The organism is Flectobacillus rivi (assembly GCF_030056655.1).
Lineage (GTDB): Bacteria > Bacteroidota > Bacteroidia > Cytophagales > Spirosomataceae > Flectobacillus > Flectobacillus rivi.
In genome coordinates, this window is record NZ_JASHIE010000004.1 from 137,730 (window position 1) to 160,931 (window position 23,202).

At 38.4% G+C, this 23,202-nt stretch carries 1 CRISPR repeat array (cut by a window edge).

Features of this window, described 5'->3' with window-relative positions:
- Positions 1–23,177: direct repeats of the CRISPR family, unit length 30 nt; unit sequence GTTTCAATTCCTGCATGGTACGATTAAAGG; it begins 9,569 nt to the left of the window's first position.
- Positions 23,178–23,202: the final 25 nt, after the last annotated feature.

The window sequence follows — 23,202 nt, forward strand, 5'->3', positions numbered from 1 at the left end:
TCAATTCCTACATGGTACGATTAAAGGTCAATAATCCTGAGAAAAAGTACACGCCTACTGAACATTTCAATTCCTACATGGTACGATTAAAGGGCAATACAATAAGAACTTGGTCTTTCGTCAGTTTGCACATTTCAATTCCTACATGGTACGATTAAAGGGTACCCCGGACACATTCAAGTTGTAAGTCGCAATGATATTTCAATTCCTACATGGTACGATTAAAGGGCGCTTTCTAGGGCTGAACTAAAGCCTTTTGAAGCTAATTTCAATTCCTACATGGTACGATTAAAGGCGTTGTCAGATTCAGTAGGCTTTTGCTCTGTTCCTTCATTTCAATTCCTACATGGTACGATTAAAGGGAGCCTCTTTGTTTTCCTCCACTATTGCCTCCGTTGCATTTCAATTCCTACATGGTACGATTAAAGGGCCAAACGGTAAAAGAGACCTTCTAATGACAAATTTATTTCAATTCCTACATGGTACGATTAAAGGAGACTGCACCTTCACAGATACGAATTAGTTCCCTTGGATTTCAATTCCTACATGGTACGATTAAAGGGAATGCTCATGTGAGCAGTGATTAACCTTTTTAGGTAATTTCAATTCCTACATGGTACGATTAAAGGCTTTTAGATTCATTTCTGCGTCTATTACTTGCTCCACATTTCAATTCCTACATGGTACGATTAAAGGGTATGTTACTGACTCAGAAAACCACTCGTTGCATATTGTATTTCAATTCCTACATGGTACGATTAAAGGATCATTCCAGCAAAACGAAATCATTATGATTTCGCTATTTCAATTCCTACATGGTACGATTAAAGGGTTTATACATTTTGGGATAATGCTTTTTGATACATTTCATTTCAATTCCTACATGGTACGATTAAAGGGAAGTCAAACGAAATGCCTCCTAACTCTCCTCTAACAATTTCAATTCCTACATGGTACGATTAAAGGTGTATCCTCCAGAACTGGCAAGTATATAATTATTGCATTTCAATTCCTACATGGTACGATTAAAGGTTTACTGAAAAGAAACCATCCCTAGCGTATTTATGATTTCAATTCCTACATGGTACGATTAAAGGGTTTATATGAGTTGATTTGCTATTGCTTTTGCTATACCATTTCAATTCCTACATGGTACGATTAAAGGTTGCAAGATTTTCAATGTTTGCAACTGGAGAAGGTAAATTTCAATTCCTACATGGTACGATTAAAGGGTTTTGCGAAGGGTCTGCAACAAATCGTCTTGATATATTTCAATTCCTACATGGTACGATTAAAGGGGGCCTCCCCAGTCAAAAATTCCTCCTCTGTCTCCTGATTTCAATTCCTACATGGTACGATTAAAGGTTCTAAGGAAATAGAGTTTCTTAGAAAGGAATACAAATTTCAATTCCTACATGGTACGATTAAAGGTCGCTCAATATCAAAATGGAGGTTGGGAAATACGAAATTTCAATTCCTACATGGTACGATTAAAGGGTGGTCCCGAAGAAAATAAATTTCATTTTTTCCAGAATTTCAATTCCTACATGGTACGATTAAAGGTTCGCTAATACCGTACAAGTCTCCTACTGTATTAATAATTTCAATTCCTACATGGTACGATTAAAGGATATAAAACCCAGCCCAAAGGACATAGGCTAAAAAGCATTTCAATTCCTACATGGTACGATTAAAGGTTGGCGGTAATATCTCTTACTCTACTGGCTCGGTCTCATTTCAATTCCTACATGGTACGATTAAAGGAAAGATTATATTCGCTTGTTGCCAAAATCTAAAGAAATTTCAATTCCTACATGGTACGATTAAAGGGTCTAACATTTAATAGTAAAAACTCCAAAAACATCAATTTCAATTCCTACATGGTACGATTAAAGGCTGTAAATTTCGGGGATTTACGCCAAAGCGGACTCGATTTCAATTCCTACATGGTACGATTAAAGGAGTCTTTTGCTTTCCTGCTTCATCTACGCCCCCGACATTTCAATTCCTACATGGTACGATTAAAGGGGCTTCAAAATATCCTTTCTCACTATGATAATGTAAATTTCAATTCCTACATGGTACGATTAAAGGGCACATTCAATAGTCTCAATTCTTGATCCTATCTTCATATTTCAATTCCTACATGGTACGATTAAAGGTGTGGCTGAATGCTACGAATAATGTTGTCATGGTATTTATTTCAATTCCTACATGGTACGATTAAAGGAAAAATGAGTCTAAACGATTTAAGACTCCTTACAAGTTTCAATTCCTACATGGTACGATTAAAGGAGGACGCTTTTTACTCTTCCTCATTTGCAGGTGGTTTGTTTCAATTCCTACATGGTACGATTAAAGGGCCATCTTCTACGCCTTCTTTAAAGTCGTAGTAATGGTTTCAATTCCTACATGGTACGATTAAAGGTAAGCGGAATTAATGCGCTAAAAGAATACATTTCCAAGTTTCAATTCCTACATGGTACGATTAAAGGTTTAATTGCTTATAGCAGTGAAAAGTTTGTAGTGAGGTTTCAATTCCTACATGGTACGATTAAAGGGACCTTGGAGTCCTCGGAGTATATTGATATAAACATGTTTCAATTCCTACATGGTACGATTAAAGGGGAGCGCCACCCCATCCAGCCCCAGCAACTAACATCATTGTTTCAATTCCTACATGGTACGATTAAAGGGTTTGCCGTGTTGAGCTTCTACAATAGACAAAAGCACTTTCAATTCCTACATGGTACGATTAAAGGAAGCGGGTATCAGCTTCGATGGTTTCAATCAAGAACTTTCAATTCCTACATGGTACGATTAAAGGGTTGGGTTGTTAGTAGTGAAAGCAGTGGAGGTGCTTGCTTTCAATTCCTACATGGTACGATTAAAGGGAGGCTTAAGTCTTATTAAATGAATTATAATCCTTACTTTCAATTCCTACATGGTACGATTAAAGGTTGAAAATAAGAAAGACATCCCTGCTAATATTACACTCTTTCAATTCCTACATGGTACGATTAAAGGTGGTATTGTGGCTGTGGCTGCTGCTCTGACTTATGCTCTTTCAATTCCTACATGGTACGATTAAAGGGTAAAATAGTAATTTCGTCAGACGCTACGGCAGAAAACTTTCAATTCCTACATGGTACGATTAAAGGTACCTTTATAAATCTCTTAAGAAAAATCTCATTTTTTCTTTCAATTCCTACATGGTACGATTAAAGGATGGCACTTGGATTTTAGAATACAACACCAAAACAACTTTCAATTCCTACATGGTACGATTAAAGGGTACTCCAAGTCTCCAGCTTCGTCTACTATTACAATCTTTCAATTCCTACATGGTACGATTAAAGGGTTCCACTCTTGCATACGCTTTATGGTTAGCTCTACTACTTTCAATTCCTACATGGTACGATTAAAGGTTTATCTGCCTGTACACTTGTCTGCTCACTTGCTTCTTTCAATTCCTACATGGTACGATTAAAGGGAAGATACCTATTTGATTATAACAGATAGTTATGAAACTTTCAATTCCTACATGGTACGATTAAAGGATTAGACAAACCTCAACGAGCTGGAAGTATTATATCTTTCAATTCCTACATGGTACGATTAAAGGGTATCCCTGCTCAGGATAATAGCAATTTTGGTATCGACTTTCAATTCCTACATGGTACGATTAAAGGAGGTATTCACCCATGTAGATACAGTCTTTTGGGTTACTCTTTCAATTCCTACATGGTACGATTAAAGGGAACATTTTTTATTGTCATGAACAAATGAATAAAGTTGTCTTTCAATTCCTACATGGTACGATTAAAGGTGGCAGTATGTATGTTTCGGAATTATACGGCTAGTAAGCTTTCAATTCCTACATGGTACGATTAAAGGAAAATTCATGTCCTTAGGCTTTGGGCAAAACCCTCGCTTTCAATTCCTACATGGTACGATTAAAGGAAATATTAGTGGCGGGTCCTTATCGACTTTAGCAACCTTTCAATTCCTACATGGTACGATTAAAGGGTATCAAAAGACCTTAAAACACCTAATGGTGATGACTTTCAATTCCTACATGGTACGATTAAAGGGATTATTCAGCACAAATACTTTTACAAATTTTTTCATCTTTCAATTCCTACATGGTACGATTAAAGGAAAGGTAAATCGTGGATTCATAAAAGGTTGTTCGATCTTTCAATTCCTACATGGTACGATTAAAGGAAGCAATAATGTCATTCAAATTGCCATCTGGTACTACCTTTCAATTCCTACATGGTACGATTAAAGGATGTGTAATAATCCTGAAGTTGGTACTGGATAAACAACTTTCAATTCCTACATGGTACGATTAAAGGTGTATGGAAATAATACACATCCGCTGCAAAGCTATCTTTCAATTCCTACATGGTACGATTAAAGGAAGTCTGCAGAACAAGTCTTATTACTTGCTGTCAAACTCTTTCAATTCCTACATGGTACGATTAAAGGGTAAAAAATAATTCCCGTTCTTGTATTTTATTATTTCACTTTCAATTCCTACATGGTACGATTAAAGGAAAGAGAAGCCTTTGGGGTATCAGTGAAGTACTTTACTTTCAATTCCTACATGGTACGATTAAAGGATACAGCCCGATGCAGTCAATACGGTTGTATCTCCTCTTTCAATTCCTACATGGTACGATTAAAGGGCAGTCTCATTGGTTCCTACTATCACATTCAAACTCTTTCAATTCCTACATGGTACGATTAAAGGACTACGCCATTTATCTCAACTCTAATGACATTTTGTGCTTTCAATTCCTACATGGTACGATTAAAGGACCATGTTACAAATTGTTTGTAGACTTCTTAAACGTCTTTCAATTCCTACATGGTACGATTAAAGGATGTTAGACCGCCATTATCCTTCAAAGATTTCAATTCTTTCAATTCCTACATGGTACGATTAAAGGTGGCAAGGAGCTATTACGATATAAGCAAGAAAAACTACTTTCAATTCCTACATGGTACGATTAAAGGAGAGAAAACGGGCTTGATTATACCGACTACAACAAACTTTCAATTCCTACATGGTACGATTAAAGGGAGCGCAATAGTAGCCTGCAATACTTAGATCAAATAGCTTTCAATTCCTACATGGTACGATTAAAGGTAAAAACACCTCCATACGGGTTTTATCTTTGTACTCTCTTTCAATTCCTACATGGTACGATTAAAGGGCCTCCAGCTCTTTTTCTTCTCGGTATCTTAGCTCTCTTTCAATTCCTACATGGTACGATTAAAGGTATCCCTGCTCAGGATAATAGCAATTTTGGCATAGACTTTCAATTCCTACATGGTACGATTAAAGGCTAGGTCGATATAGCTTTTGTTAGTAGCAAGCTCTTCTTTCAATTCCTACATGGTACGATTAAAGGGAAACGGTTAGCTGTTTGTAGCTTCGATTGCTCAAGCTCTTTCAATTCCTACATGGTACGATTAAAGGTTAGAGAAATTGAATACCTGATGCGCCCGCGTGAGCCTTTCAATTCCTACATGGTACGATTAAAGGGTTGGAGTAGTTACAAGTTACTGCTAGTACTGAAAACTTTCAATTCCTACATGGTACGATTAAAGGAATGTTACGCTTACGGGTAATATCAATTTCTTTTTTCTTTCAATTCCTACATGGTACGATTAAAGGGTTTGCTACAATCCATAAACTTCTTTTTCCCAACAGACTTTCAATTCCTACATGGTACGATTAAAGGGATTTCGAAGTGCAGGTAAATCAGTTCACGTTTGTACTTTCAATTCCTACATGGTACGATTAAAGGGCATTACCTGCTTTAGTCAAACACGGAATTGTACCAGACTTTCAATTCCTACATGGTACGATTAAAGGGCTGTACCTCGCAATCCATTACGGTTATTCGTTAAGAGCTTTCAATTCCTACATGGTACGATTAAAGGTAGCGCCGTACAAGGTGAACTTGACATTTAAAAAGCACTTTCAATTCCTACATGGTACGATTAAAGGGGTTAGCCCTAGTTGAACCATTGCAGTTGCAACGTCCTTTCAATTCCTACATGGTACGATTAAAGGGTATCTACAATCTGTAGGACTTGGTGCAGGATACAGTCTTTCAATTCCTACATGGTACGATTAAAGGGTTACGAATCATCGGATGAAAAACAGATACATAGAATCTTTCAATTCCTACATGGTACGATTAAAGGATTTCAGAGGTGGAAAACTGAGGTTTCCTATGATAGCTTTCAATTCCTACATGGTACGATTAAAGGTTGTAAATCAAAATTTACATATCCATTCCCAAAACCTTTCAATTCCTACATGGTACGATTAAAGGGAGCTCCTGAACCATCATACCAGTTAGCAGTCTCATCTTTCAATTCCTACATGGTACGATTAAAGGTTTGTCTGTACCATTGAACATCGGACGGTATTTGACTTTCAATTCCTACATGGTACGATTAAAGGTAATTGCTTTTTTGTTGTAGGGTCAAATTGAAACCTCTTTCAATTCCTACATGGTACGATTAAAGGGTCGCTGGTGGATTTGCTGGCGCTGGTGGGTTTGCAGGCTTTCAATTCCTACATGGTACGATTAAAGGGTGTAAATGCTACGGGTACGACAGCTTCAAATTTAGTTCTTTCAATTCCTACATGGTACGATTAAAGGAATCCTTCAAGCCTACAAAGGAGCAATCCGAGCAAACTTTCAATTCCTACATGGTACGATTAAAGGGCTCGAACTAATGACGCTAGTTGGTCAGTCTGCACCTTTCAATTCCTACATGGTACGATTAAAGGGTCAAAGTTCATGCTTGTATCTCTAAGCTCAAGGAAGTCTTTCAATTCCTACATGGTACGATTAAAGGGACAAGGAACTTTGAAATACAATCAAAAGGTAATACTCTTTCAATTCCTACATGGTACGATTAAAGGGTTGTAAATATTCAAATGATTATTCTCAGTCATATCTTTCAATTCCTACATGGTACGATTAAAGGGATAATCACAATACCCACCAGAAAACCCTTCATAATCTTTCAATTCCTACATGGTACGATTAAAGGGCAATTGGCCTATTTGATTTGGGAGTTTATTTACTTCCTTTCAATTCCTACATGGTACGATTAAAGGAAGTCAAAGGCCGTCTTGTTGGCACTTTTAGAAAACTTTCAATTCCTACATGGTACGATTAAAGGACAGGGTTTGGAGGAACTTCAAGAGGTATTTATATCTTTCAATTCCTACATGGTACGATTAAAGGGTTGCAGAAATATTCTAAGAAACGGCGAACGGCCAATAACTTTCAATTCCTACATGGTACGATTAAAGGATTAAACTAAATACTCATAAAGAATCAGACCCTAATGGCTTTCAATTCCTACATGGTACGATTAAAGGGGGGCAATAACAAGCGCCGACTATCTAGGAGTATTGAACTTTCAATTCCTACATGGTACGATTAAAGGGTGAAATTTGAAGGTTTTCAATCTCCTTTTCATCAATCTTTCAATTCCTACATGGTACGATTAAAGGGGGCAAAATTAAAATGGTCTGACCCTGACTTTATGCAACTTTCAATTCCTACATGGTACGATTAAAGGTAGCATCATCAGCATACTTGGCGTAACCTATTTGTAGTCTTTCAATTCCTACATGGTACGATTAAAGGGGATTGATCAATTAAAAAGAGATATGGAACTTACCGACTTTCAATTCCTACATGGTACGATTAAAGGCAGGGGCAGAATTTTGCTCCTAGCCTCTCATTCGATCTTTCAATTCCTACATGGTACGATTAAAGGGGTGTATGAATTAGACTTGCCGGGAGGGTAATCGTTATCTTTCAATTCCTACATGGTACGATTAAAGGAAATTAGGCTCACAATCATAATTACCTGTAGCCATCTTTCAATTCCTACATGGTACGATTAAAGGGTTTATGTTGGCGTTACTGGTGATATTAGTGTTTTCACCTTTCAATTCCTACATGGTACGATTAAAGGTGCTTGCTGGTGCATCTGTAGTATTCCCCAAGTCTCTTTCAATTCCTACATGGTACGATTAAAGGCCTTTGTTGAGGAGATTGCTTTTACATACAAATCGTACTTTCAATTCCTACATGGTACGATTAAAGGAATAGCGGTCAAATGATGCTTGTTGCTGGTGCTGGACTTTCAATTCCTACATGGTACGATTAAAGGAGCGCAAGAGCTTACACAGCCAACGACGGAAGTACAACTTTCAATTCCTACATGGTACGATTAAAGGCACCATGCAGTACATAGATATAAACGACCTTCACGAACTTTCAATTCCTACATGGTACGATTAAAGGGCGAGTGATTTTGGGGTGGTATCAGGCAATGTAGTGAGCTTTCAATTCCTACATGGTACGATTAAAGGTATAAGACGACGTGAAAATGAAAATGCCTAGGAAAGCTTTCAATTCCTACATGGTACGATTAAAGGGGCGAGTGGCATTCATCATGCAACATTACAACGCTCTTTCAATTCCTACATGGTACGATTAAAGGGCAAAAAGGTAAAACATAGATTCTTTCTTCCTATTGAACTTTCAATTCCTACATGGTACGATTAAAGGATTAATAAGTCGCAAGGTGTAGGCCTTGGATATGACTTTCAATTCCTACATGGTACGATTAAAGGGATTCATAACTAATCCAATTAATCCAACTCCAACAACTTTCAATTCCTACATGGTACGATTAAAGGGTTGCTAACCAGTGATTGAAACTATAACCTGATGCTCCTTTCAATTCCTACATGGTACGATTAAAGGCGCGTTGCAACAGGTTACAGGGTTGAACCTTGTTACTTTCAATTCCTACATGGTACGATTAAAGGATTACAATCTGCGGTACACATTTGTTCAAAATACCAAACTTTCAATTCCTACATGGTACGATTAAAGGGTGTGGGCATATTACAAAAACTCGTGATGTGGATGCCTTTCAATTCCTACATGGTACGATTAAAGGGCAGGAATTTTTGTATCTATACTACTTAGTGAACTATCTTTCAATTCCTACATGGTACGATTAAAGGTGTGTGGACGGTAAAGGACTCGAACCTATAATTCTCCTTTCAATTCCTACATGGTACGATTAAAGGCTTTGGAAATCTCAGCTAAACCACTAATTAAATCCTCTTTCAATTCCTACATGGTACGATTAAAGGGGTGGGCTGATAGAGGTATGTATAGCGTTCATAAAAGCCTTTCAATTCCTACATGGTACGATTAAAGGTTTTCTTGAATAGTAGGCAATTCTGGTCTTTGCATTCTTTCAATTCCTACATGGTACGATTAAAGGGAAGTAAGAACAAATTTCATGAAATTCCACAAAGAAAACTTTCAATTCCTACATGGTACGATTAAAGGCGCAAGAGCTTACACAGCCAACGACGGAAGTACAACTTTCAATTCCTGCATGGTACGATTAAAGGGCAAAATCTCGTCTATCATATCGGGGTTATCCACATGTTTCAATTCCTGCATGGTACGATTAAAGGAGAAATCTTCTTGGAAGATAATAATGCAGATAAGTTTGTTTCAATTCCTGCATGGTACGATTAAAGGATCTTCTACACAGTGTTTTGTTGTTAGTCCCATAAGTTTCAATTCCTGCATGGTACGATTAAAGGTTCTTTATACCATTCTTCAGCGAAAGAACAGCCGAGTTTCAATTCCTGCATGGTACGATTAAAGGGCAGTTTAGCAAATCCAAGATTCTGGTAGATGAATGGTTTCAATTCCTGCATGGTACGATTAAAGGCAATATCCTCACGAGCAGATAAAATCATGTCTTTTGCGTTTCAATTCCTGCATGGTACGATTAAAGGACACTGTATCAAATTCAGTATTATCAACAAAATCAGTGTTTCAATTCCTGCATGGTACGATTAAAGGTTAATGTTTCCGCTATCTCCATCGCAAACAGCAATGTTTCAATTCCTGCATGGTACGATTAAAGGAACTACAAAAGCCGTGAAAATTGAGCTTCTTTTTGTAAGTTTCAATTCCTGCATGGTACGATTAAAGGAATAGCGTTTTAGCCATATTTTCAAGCATTTCTGTACTGTTTCAATTCCTGCATGGTACGATTAAAGGTGTCGGTAAGCCATATTTATTTCAGTCCTTGCAAGCCTTGTTTCAATTCCTGCATGGTACGATTAAAGGAGCCACGAAGCAAATAGAATCAAAGTTTATTACTTCGTTTCAATTCCTGCATGGTACGATTAAAGGCTAAATATTTAGGGGCTTTTTTTGTATATTTACGCTAGTTTCAATTCCTGCATGGTACGATTAAAGGAATAATATTGATGCTGACCTAAGAATATCAGACAGGTTTCAATTCCTGCATGGTACGATTAAAGGGCTAGCATTCTTAGTACCTTTCTCGTAGGCTGGAATGTTTCAATTCCTGCATGGTACGATTAAAGGTGTTTTACAACAACATCCCTGCGCTAATGGAGACAAGTTTCAATTCCTGCATGGTACGATTAAAGGTGAGGCGAATGGAGGCGTATCTAATAGCCGTGGTGTAGTTTCAATTCCTGCATGGTACGATTAAAGGATAATCTTCACTTGTAATAATCAGGTGGTCTAAGATGTTTCAATTCCTGCATGGTACGATTAAAGGAATTGTTTCGATACTACAACTTCAAAAAGCTCAAAGTTTCAATTCCTGCATGGTACGATTAAAGGCTTTTTTGATCGTATGACTTACAGTGAAATTATACCGTTTCAATTCCTGCATGGTACGATTAAAGGTTTTAATTTTTCGGTCTTTTGTAATCCTAATCATAAGTTTCAATTCCTGCATGGTACGATTAAAGGCTATAAGTACCGTCGGGCTGTTGTACCATGATGGCTTGTTTCAATTCCTGCATGGTACGATTAAAGGAAACAGATAATCAATAAATTCTTTAATCGTAAAGTTGTTTCAATTCCTGCATGGTACGATTAAAGGTTGGATTGAAAGGTTAGAAAAGGGATAAAAGATATTAGTTTCAATTCCTGCATGGTACGATTAAAGGGGAGGTCTTAATATTTTCTTTTCTGGTGTCTACAACGTTTCAATTCCTGCATGGTACGATTAAAGGTACAAGAGCTTCTACTCCATCAGGAAAATCCTCCTGCAGTTTCAATTCCTGCATGGTACGATTAAAGGTACCTACGTATTGCAGGTATTTTTTTTACATTATTGTTTCAATTCCTGCATGGTACGATTAAAGGCTGCCAACTTATCTCTAGTCACTTGGTCGCCTTGACCATGTTTCAATTCCTGCATGGTACGATTAAAGGTCAACTAATACCTGAGTAGTCGGGATATTCCATTTTGTTTCAATTCCTGCATGGTACGATTAAAGGTAGAAATCCTCCTCGTCTATAATGGCGTTTTTATATGTGTTTCAATTCCTGCATGGTACGATTAAAGGCGCCTGAGTTGTTTTCTACAATCAGAGCCGTTTTCGAGTTTCAATTCCTGCATGGTACGATTAAAGGTCGAAATTGACTTCCAAGACAACGATAGTAATTCCCAAGTTTCAATTCCTGCATGGTACGATTAAAGGTTATCAGGTTGCAAAAGGGCTAAAACCTTTTGTAAAGTTTCAATTCCTGCATGGTACGATTAAAGGATGAAGAGAGTTCAATATAGCCTAGATGAAAGTTTAGCTGTTTCAATTCCTGCATGGTACGATTAAAGGTTTCAGCCTTAAGAAAGTTTACTTTCGAATAGGCGTTTCAATTCCTGCATGGTACGATTAAAGGTCGTCGGGGTGTCGTTCCAGCTATACGGCGTTACATTCGTTTCAATTCCTGCATGGTACGATTAAAGGAATATCATGAGGGGAAAAGCTAAACTAAAATAGAAAGTTTCAATTCCTGCATGGTACGATTAAAGGCCCGTTTTTATCCCTAACACGTCTAAAAAGTTTATTGTTTCAATTCCTGCATGGTACGATTAAAGGAAGCTCTCGAATTGCTCTAAGCATTTCGGGCCATAAAGTTTCAATTCCTGCATGGTACGATTAAAGGCTTAAGCCTTGTACCTAGTAGTACGGCTTTTTCTTTTACGTTTCAATTCCTGCATGGTACGATTAAAGGACGAAATAGTACGGGCTAATTCTCAGTACAAAATGTTTCAATTCCTGCATGGTACGATTAAAGGCCCGACGCATTACTAGGGCTATCGGGAGGGTTTAGGTTTCAATTCCTGCATGGTACGATTAAAGGCCCGACGCATTACTAGGGCTATCGGGAGGGTTTAGGTTTCAATTCCTGCATGGTACGATTAAAGGACCCAATACACGTAAGCGGCACACCACGGGCGGGATTTGTTTCAATTCCTGCATGGTACGATTAAAGGAATAAATTCGATTTGTGAACCTTCAATTACCTGCTTTGTTTCAATTCCTGCATGGTACGATTAAAGGACAAAGTGCCGATCTATAACGATAAAGGTTTAGATAAGTTTCAATTCCTGCATGGTACGATTAAAGGTTCTTTTTAGGAAATTTCCAGAAAATTATTTTTTAGGTTTCAATTCCTGCATGGTACGATTAAAGGACTTAAAACGTGCCAAATCGGCGGCGTTTAGGGTTAAGTTTCAATTCCTGCATGGTACGATTAAAGGTTGAACAACTTAAAACCGTTTTAGGAGGCGTCCAAAGTTTCAATTCCTGCATGGTACGATTAAAGGATTTACCAAGTGCGCCTTTTGCTCGGCAACTTCTTGTTTCAATTCCTGCATGGTACGATTAAAGGAATAAATTATAAAAAATGCTTATTTCTTTCTTTCTAAAGTTTCAATTCCTGCATGGTACGATTAAAGGATCAAATAAAAACTCGCATTTCAGTACACTTTCACGTTTCAATTCCTGCATGGTACGATTAAAGGTGGGTCACGGTCTAAGACCTTTTGCACCCAAATATTCTGTTTCAATTCCTGCATGGTACGATTAAAGGGGTGTATTCATTCACAATACCATTATATTCTGGCTTGTTTCAATTCCTGCATGGTACGATTAAAGGAGTGCACTGGTGATTGTACTAGCGTTTTCATAATTCAAGTTTCAATTCCTGCATGGTACGATTAAAGGTTTCACTACCAAATAGCCCTTACAACAGGGCTATTTGTTTCAATTCCTGCATGGTACGATTAAAGGGACATGGTACGAAGACCGAAAAGGCAGACGGTTTTGTGGTTTCAATTCCTGCATGGTACGATTAAAGGAATGGTGCAAGTTCTAGGGATGCAGAATTTTTGTTGTTTCAATTCCTGCATGGTACGATTAAAGGAAGTATTGCCATTATTTCAATAGCTGCCATTGCCTGGTTTCAATTCCTGCATGGTACGATTAAAGGCGAACCTATCACCGTAGTTAGTATCAAACCAAAACTTGTTTCAATTCCTGCATGGTACGATTAAAGGGCATCGCTTCTGGCTTCACGGATTTGCTTTTCAAGTTGTTTCAATTCCTGCATGGTACGATTAAAGGTTATGGCTCAAACGAATTGCATTAACTTCTTTTTGTTTCAATTCCTGCATGGTACGATTAAAGGCTGTCAATAATGCTGCTGGCAAAGCAATTCCAGCCACGTTTCAATTCCTGCATGGTACGATTAAAGGTGGCAATTTTACCTTTACAGGATTGACATTTGTTTCGTTTCAATTCCTGCATGGTACGATTAAAGGAGAGATAAACAAACAACTCTACTTAGTGCCGTCGAAGGTTTCAATTCCTGCATGGTACGATTAAAGGCTTGGTAATGTCGTTATCAATTGGCTTGCTTAAAAAGTTTCAATTCCTGCATGGTACGATTAAAGGTAGCGGCTGAGTTTTCGGCTGCTGTGGCGGTTTCGGTATGTTTCAATTCCTGCATGGTACGATTAAAGGAGGTCTTTCAGGTTTGCCCAACACACCTGTACGTCCCTGTTTCAATTCCTGCATGGTACGATTAAAGGAACACCATATCTACTAAATATCCTTCCTTCTCCAAAGTTTCAATTCCTGCATGGTACGATTAAAGGGATTCGTAGGGATAATACCATTCTCTTTTGCCTTTGTTTCAATTCCTGCATGGTACGATTAAAGGGATTCGTAGGGATAATACCATTCTCTTTTGCCTTTGTTTCAATTCCTGCATGGTACGATTAAAGGAAACCGTGCACTATCATGGCGCAATCCACTGCATTTTGTTTCAATTCCTGCATGGTACGATTAAAGGTTTATTCGTGGCGTTCAGCTTAATAGCATTAACAGCCAGTTTCAATTCCTGCATGGTACGATTAAAGGAAGCAGAACAACGCCAAACAGGTGCGATTATTACCGGTTTCAATTCCTGCATGGTACGATTAAAGGACGCCCGACCAATCAATGATTTTGAATAGTCAATATCGTTTCAATTCCTGCATGGTACGATTAAAGGGTTACTCAATTCAAGAATGGAACGCAATGCTTAAGGATGGTTTCAATTCCTGCATGGTACGATTAAAGGGGGTGCTGATTTGTCCAGCGTTCGCTGATAGTTGCTCATGTTTCAATTCCTGCATGGTACGATTAAAGGTCGATAATACGGTTTGATGTACCTAGCCATGTTGCGTTTCAATTCCTGCATGGTACGATTAAAGGCAACCGCCATGTTGCATTGGAGCTTCAACTTGAGAAGTTTCAATTCCTGCATGGTACGATTAAAGGGGTATAGGGTCTGCTATCAAAACCCTCAATGACGAGTTTCAATTCCTGCATGGTACGATTAAAGGAAGCTAATCGAAAAGCAAGATGCACTTCAAAGCGGTGTGTTTCAATTCCTGCATGGTACGATTAAAGGTTATTGTTTTTAGGTGGTGTAGAAGTTATTACCGTTGTTTCAATTCCTGCATGGTACGATTAAAGGTACAGATGTTATTGCATCCAAAATGCGATCGGTTATTAGTTTCAATTCCTGCATGGTACGATTAAAGGCTGCGATTTGAGATAGGGCCTCGAACATACTTTGTTTGAGTTTCAATTCCTGCATGGTACGATTAAAGGCTTCTACAATAGACAAAAGTACTGGCTTTAGGGACGTTTCAATTCCTGCATGGTACGATTAAAGGTACAGAGCCACAAACTCCAAGTTTAAAAGTGGCAGTAGAGTTTCAATTCCTGCATGGTACGATTAAAGGACTCGACGGTGAAGTATTACCCGTTCCAGACTTAGGTTTCAATTCCTGCATGGTACGATTAAAGGCGGGAGTAGGCAACGCCAAAAAGTCTTTTCCTAAAAGTTTCAATTCCTGCATGGTACGATTAAAGGTTATGCCCGCCTTTGTTCCGCCTCCATCATTGTCATAGGTTTCAATTCCTGCATGGTACGATTAAAGGTAGCATGAACAACTTCTTGAAATCAGCCCCACCGGTTTCAATTCCTGCATGGTACGATTAAAGGGGGCTAATTGCCTACGGAGTGTATAAGTTTTCGAGACAGTTTCAATTCCTGCATGGTACGATTAAAGGCCTATGATTCCGCCTGTTGTTTTGTACCAAGCCGTGTTTCAATTCCTGCATGGTACGATTAAAGGTAGCAGGCGGTACATTTAGCCCCGATTTATCAACAATGTTTCAATTCCTGCATGGTACGATTAAAGGCCAAGTTTTCGTCTTTTGTTGCTGTAACTGTAACCTCGTTTCAATTCCTGCATGGTACGATTAAAGGAACACGCCGTACTTTTTTAATATCATCACAAAATTTCGTTTCAATTCCTGCATGGTACGATTAAAGGAAACATAGGTGAACGGTCTCGTATAAACGCCAACGAAGGTTTCAATTCCTGCATGGTACGATTAAAGGCGCAGGAAGCCATCAAAAAAACTACGCATACAACCGTGTTTCAATTCCTGCATGGTACGATTAAAGGCGCAGGAAGCCATCAAAAAAACTACGCATACAACCGTGTTTCAATTCCTGCATGGTACGATTAAAGGTAAATCCTCTAAATCTTCGATTGTGATATTGCCCTGTTTCAATTCCTGCATGGTACGATTAAAGGAATCAAATACCATGCTCCATTGGCAAGCATAGGATTGTTTCAATTCCTGCATGGTACGATTAAAGGATGAGTTGGATAGCACAGGAATTAAAACCAGCTCGGTTTCAATTCCTGCATGGTACGATTAAAGGAAAGGTGAAGAGGATGATAATAAAGGAGTCTGGGTTAGTTTCAATTCCTGCATGGTACGATTAAAGGCTAGAGGTACAGCATCAAAAAGGGATTGTTCTACAGTTTCAATTCCTGCATGGTACGATTAAAGGAATGCAAAGATATATTTTTGTTGTCACATTACCCAAGTTTCAATTCCTGCATGGTACGATTAAAGGATTGACTTTCAAATTAAAAACCATGTGTCAAAGTACGTTTCAATTCCTGCATGGTACGATTAAAGGTGGCATCGTGATTATGTTAAAAAATGTAAATGATAGTTTCAATTCCTGCATGGTACGATTAAAGGATTTAATGGTTGAGTTAAATCAGGAACAAATGTACGAGTTTCAATTCCTGCATGGTACGATTAAAGGACGGGAACAGGATTAACAATATAGGAATACCTAATAAGTTTCAATTCCTGCATGGTACGATTAAAGGCTGAGACAGAATCTAAGATTGATTTGTCTACGATGCGTTTCAATTCCTGCATGGTACGATTAAAGGTCGACCAATTAACCGAAGAAGAAAATCAAGAATATGTTTCAATTCCTGCATGGTACGATTAAAGGATTTTATGAAAAACAAGGTAGTATTGCATCAAATTGGTTTCAATTCCTGCATGGTACGATTAAAGGATACAGAAAGATTGCTTTTATTCTTAGCTGGACAAACTGTTTCAATTCCTGCATGGTACGATTAAAGGTGTGCCTGTGCGTCGGCGGTGGCTTTGGCGTGTGCCTCGTTTCAATTCCTGCATGGTACGATTAAAGGTCGAGAGCGTGGCAGTTTGTTCGGGGCTTGTAGAGCGTTTCAATTCCTGCATGGTACGATTAAAGGTACAGATACCTTAACGCTATGGTAAAAAGTACCAGGTTTCAATTCCTGCATGGTACGATTAAAGGACTTAGAATTATCCTGCGAAAAAGTGATTTGTGCAGTTTCAATTCCTGCATGGTACGATTAAAGGCTTTAAGAGCTTCCAAGTTTTGATTGTTATATCTAAGTTTCAATTCCTGCATGGTACGATTAAAGGAGGAGTTTTGGGATGAAGTAATCACAGACCCCGTAGAAGTTTCAATTCCTGCATGGTACGATTAAAGGTTTTGAATTTGTCGTGCATAGGTGTGATTTGATGTGGTTTCAATTCCTGCATGGTACGATTAAAGGTAAAAGTTGAGAATGAGATACAGCATACTTTTAGAAAGTTTCAATTCCTGCATGGTACGATTAAAGGATTTAAAAGCTTATCTAGTGCAATTTTTTGAGTGATGTTTCAATTCCTGCATGGTACGATTAAAGGGCATTATGCGACGCGTTTAACAAATCTGGACAAAGGTTTCAATTCCTGCATGGTACGATTAAAGGAGCCAACGCCTGAAGAATTTGGATTTGATGAGACTAAGTTTCAATTCCTGCATGGTACGATTAAAGGAAAAGTTATTATTGCTAGAGCCAATATGTCCTATTACGTTTCAATTCCTGCATGGTACGATTAAAGGCATCTATGTTATTGACTCTTAACCACTCAATCAACGTTTCAATTCCTGCATGGTACGATTAAAGGTCTCAAGCGTTTTTTCTACAGAGCTTGCAAATGCTTGTTTCAATTCCTGCATGGTACGATTAAAGGCTGGCATCACTCAATTGCCTGATAATTTGACTGTCGGGTTTCAATTCCTGCATGGTACGATTAAAGGTGATGTTTCCAGCGTGGCTATGGACAATTGCACCTGTTTCAATTCCTGCATGGTACGATTAAAGGAAGGATCTATGGATATACAAGATTCACTATAATATAGTTTCAATTCCTGCATGGTACGATTAAAGGGTACCCCGTGTCCAGGGCACAAATCCAATCGTTAAGCGTTTCAATTCCTGCATGGTACGATTAAAGGGAGAACAACAAGCCGAACAGGGGCAAATTATCGAGTTTCAATTCCTGCATGGTACGATTAAAGGGTTGAGATGCATTTTGAGATATTTCTACTATATCATGTTTCAATTCCTGCATGGTACGATTAAAGGATTTACAAAATGCTATTGATTCACTTGATGAGTCAAGTTTCAATTCCTGCATGGTACGATTAAAGGGGTAAGCACTGCTACCACTTCCGCAAATACTCTTGCAAGTTTCAATTCCTGCATGGTACGATTAAAGGTAAGATAAATGGTGTACCTCCTAATGCACAGGATTGTTTCAATTCCTGCATGGTACGATTAAAGGATGTCTGGAGCCTTGAGGCACACCAGCGTTTTTGATGAGTTTCAATTCCTGCATGGTACGATTAAAGGTTCGAAAGTAAAATCATAGTCTCGACGGATATTTCGTTTCAATTCCTGCATGGTACGATTAAAGGTTTTGAAAGTTTTCAATAGCAGTGTTGGCCACTAGTTTCAATTCCTGCATGGTACGATTAAAGGCATTGTTACGCCTCTAATGTCAAACAGAACTAAAAGAGTTTCAATTCCTGCATGGTACGATTAAAGGAGTTAGAAACCCAACTGCAAAACCTTAGTGGTAAAGTGTTTCAATTCCTGCATGGTACGATTAAAGGGTAACTTGGTCTTGTGCAGCACCGACAAAATAAACGGTTTCAATTCCTGCATGGTACGATTAAAGGTGTTTGGGTTTCCGTATTGGTTGTACTGTCCTAGTGGTTTCAATTCCTGCATGGTACGATTAAAGGGATGATTTGAAAGTATCAGCCAAAACAGTTGATGCTGGTTTCAATTCCTGCATGGTACGATTAAAGGCAGCACAGAATAGAGAAAGATTATATTGGACTAACATGTTTCAATTCCTGCATGGTACGATTAAAGGAATGATGCTGGAGCTTGCAAAAAATGCTTCACTTCGGTTTCAATTCCTGCATGGTACGATTAAAGGTCGCAAGGCGCTGGTTTGTGCTTGCCTTTTTCGAGTTTCAATTCCTGCATGGTACGATTAAAGGGCTATTGAACTTTGAAATACAGGAACTTGCTAAGTCGAGTTTCAATTCCTGCATGGTACGATTAAAGGAACCAAGGAAACTTTACTAATCGAAGGCATTCAAAGGTTTCAATTCCTGCATGGTACGATTAAAGGTCATGCGAAAATGGTTCGACGTTATGAGAATAGACCGGTTTCAATTCCTGCATGGTACGATTAAAGGCAAGCGATTAAGCGACTCTTTCAATGAAGATAAAGAGTTTCAATTCCTGCATGGTACGATTAAAGGCAAGAGTTAATGGGTACGAGTTAGTACCATTATTAGTTTCAATTCCTGCATGGTACGATTAAAGGTAAGGGTTGTGTGTTTAATAACCCATCAATTAGGATAGTTTCAATTCCTGCATGGTACGATTAAAGGATTTTAGTAGTTACGAATGTAGGAATATTTACTGAGTTTCAATTCCTGCATGGTACGATTAAAGGTAGATAGTACGGACGGATGGCAGGATGATACGGCACGTTTCAATTCCTGCATGGTACGATTAAAGGTGACCCATAGTGATAAGACGTAAATCGTTTTTAGTAAGTTTCAATTCCTGCATGGTACGATTAAAGGAGATGCCATTTTGTATAAAGTGCCTAGTTCTACTAAGTTTCAATTCCTGCATGGTACGATTAAAGGTACCCCGCCAAATCAGAAAATTATTATCATTAAGCGTTTCAATTCCTGCATGGTACGATTAAAGGAATCTGCTCCGTCTGGCATGATGTAGCAAAGATTCTCGAGTTTCAATTCCTGCATGGTACGATTAAAGGTCTCCAGGAGGTTGGACGTGGTACCCGTGCAGAAGCGTTTCAATTCCTGCATGGTACGATTAAAGGGCATCTTTGAAATCAGATGGCACAAATTTCTTAAGGTTTCAATTCCTGCATGGTACGATTAAAGGAAGGGATTCAAGGTAGTGATTTGAAAAGTTTGATTAGTTTCAATTCCTGCATGGTACGATTAAAGGTGGAAGCAGTACCAAAAAGACTTGCCAAATATTAGAAAGTTTCAATTCCTGCATGGTACGATTAAAGGATAAAAAAGAAGACGTTGATATGAATGCTTCTTACGTTTCAATTCCTGCATGGTACGATTAAAGGTAGCTACGGTAATGAAACTAGATTTACGCAGGAAGAAGTTTCAATTCCTGCATGGTACGATTAAAGGGAGATGAGAAAGAGTTGATTTCATTAACAGATAAAAAGTTTCAATTCCTGCATGGTACGATTAAAGGATATTTTTAACGAACCGTTACCAGTTCCACAAACATTGTTTCAATTCCTGCATGGTACGATTAAAGGAGCTTGATGCCGACGGTGAGCCAGAACTTGACAAAAAGTTTCAATTCCTGCATGGTACGATTAAAGGATAAGTTTGTACGCACCGCTACTGTTGCCTATACCAAGTTTCAATTCCTGCATGGTACGATTAAAGGACGAAAAGGAAAATGCAAAAACAAAAATTAATATTCAGTTTCAATTCCTGCATGGTACGATTAAAGGCCTCGTTGGAGCAAATAGGTCAAACGGCGTTGTTTTCGTTTCAATTCCTGCATGGTACGATTAAAGGAGGGTTGTGTGTTTAATAACCCATCAATTAGGATAGTTTCAATTCCTGCATGGTACGATTAAAGGTTCAAGAATATCATTCAGAAAAATATTTTTGTCTTGGTTTCAATTCCTGCATGGTACGATTAAAGGCATAAAACAAAAAAGCCCGAAATAGTGGGAGCGTTGTTTCAATTCCTGCATGGTACGATTAAAGGTTCGAGGTTATCTCCAACACTTAGGGTATGAATCAGTTTCAATTCCTGCATGGTACGATTAAAGGGGATGTATTAAAATAACCATCAACCACCGCTCAGAAAGTTTCAATTCCTGCATGGTACGATTAAAGGTGCCAATTACGGCAGGTAACCAAGTGGTATTTAAGGAGTTTCAATTCCTGCATGGTACGATTAAAGGAAGGAAATAGAAGAATTGCTGCGATGAAAATTATTCAGTTTCAATTCCTGCATGGTACGATTAAAGGCCGTACTTACAACGGCAAGCTAAGGGGCGACCTTCGCTGTTTCAATTCCTGCATGGTACGATTAAAGGACTCATGCCAAAGGAGACAATGCAAGTAGAGAAAAAGTTTCAATTCCTGCATGGTACGATTAAAGGTAACACTTACGGCTCAACCTGCCTCAAGCTGTACCGCGTTTCAATTCCTGCATGGTACGATTAAAGGCCGCAGATGCTGCCATATTCGAGCCCCATCCAAGGGTTGGCTGTTTCAATTCCTGCATGGTACGATTAAAGGGAGCAAAAAGGCTATTAACCCTTTGTATGGTACTAGTTTCAATTCCTGCATGGTACGATTAAAGGCCTATCGAGGGGCTTTTGGCGGTTGGGGCTGTTACTTGTTTCAATTCCTGCATGGTACGATTAAAGGATGTAGTTTTTGCTTATAAAAATATTATTCTGCAAACCTGTTTCAATTCCTGCATGGTACGATTAAAGGTCCTGATGAACCTAATCTCGATGCGCTCGATGAACTCTGTTTCAATTCCTGCATGGTACGATTAAAGGAAAATTAGGGCATTTTTTCTTCAAAACTTCCAAGTAAGTTTCAATTCCTGCATGGTACGATTAAAGGTCTGCCTTTTCGACCTCCATCGATGCCACATCTTCGTTTCAATTCCTGCATGGTACGATTAAAGGGAAAGATGAACTTGCCGAACTGGAAGTACTTGAGTAGTTTCAATTCCTGCATGGTACGATTAAAGGCTCAAATTTTTCGAGCGGCTCCGAGCTGCTTTGAGCGTTTCAATTCCTGCATGGTACGATTAAAGGCACCAAAGACCCTAAAGAAGTGCTAGATGCTTACAGTTTCAATTCCTGCATGGTACGATTAAAGGAGAAACTATGATTACAGTAATTATCCTTATTATCACAAGTTTCAATTCCTGCATGGTACGATTAAAGGAATTTGGTTATTCCCTGCGGGATACGTCTTGCTTTGCAGTTTCAATTCCTGCATGGTACGATTAAAGGAAGGAGCAATAACCCCCGAATTAACGGTACTGAAGTTTCAATTCCTGCATGGTACGATTAAAGGATAATAGACCAAAAATAATTGTGAGAGTGATTAATTTGTTTCAATTCCTGCATGGTACGATTAAAGGGAATGATATTGTATTGCAAAAGTTGTTCTTGCAAGTGTTTCAATTCCTGCATGGTACGATTAAAGGGCAGAGTACCAGAATATTAGGCAGAATGTATTCGAGTTTCAATTCCTGCATGGTACGATTAAAGGATACAATTCTCAATTAATAGCAAATTTTTCTTTGAGTTTCAATTCCTGCATGGTACGATTAAAGGCCAAAGGTGTTAGTATTAATACAGGCTTATCGGTGGTTTCAATTCCTGCATGGTACGATTAAAGGAATTACTTTAAGAAGAAGATTGACAACCTTCCAGAAAGTTTCAATTCCTGCATGGTACGATTAAAGGTGAAAGGAGCAATAACCCCCGAATTAACGGTACTGAAGTTTCAATTCCTGCATGGTACGATTAAAGGGATTTTGAATCTTTGCCCAAACCCATTACCTGAGTTGTTTCAATTCCTGCATGGTACGATTAAAGGCGGCACGCCACCGCCCAGAGTGGCAACCAACAAAAGTTTCAATTCCTGCATGGTACGATTAAAGGGGCAAAGTAGTCTATCATAGACGATTTACTCAAATGTTTCAATTCCTGCATGGTACGATTAAAGGTGGTCAAATTCTTTTAAAAATTAAAGTAAGCTAATTAAGTTTCAATTCCTGCATGGTACGATTAAAGGAATCTCTAAGGCTGTTTTGGGTTTTTCTGTACTGAAAAGTTTCAATTCCTGCATGGTACGATTAAAGGTGAAAGTATCAAAAGGTTGGAATGTTAAATTGGTAGTGTTTCAATTCCTGCATGGTACGATTAAAGGCCGTTGGAAAAGTGGCCTTGATTTG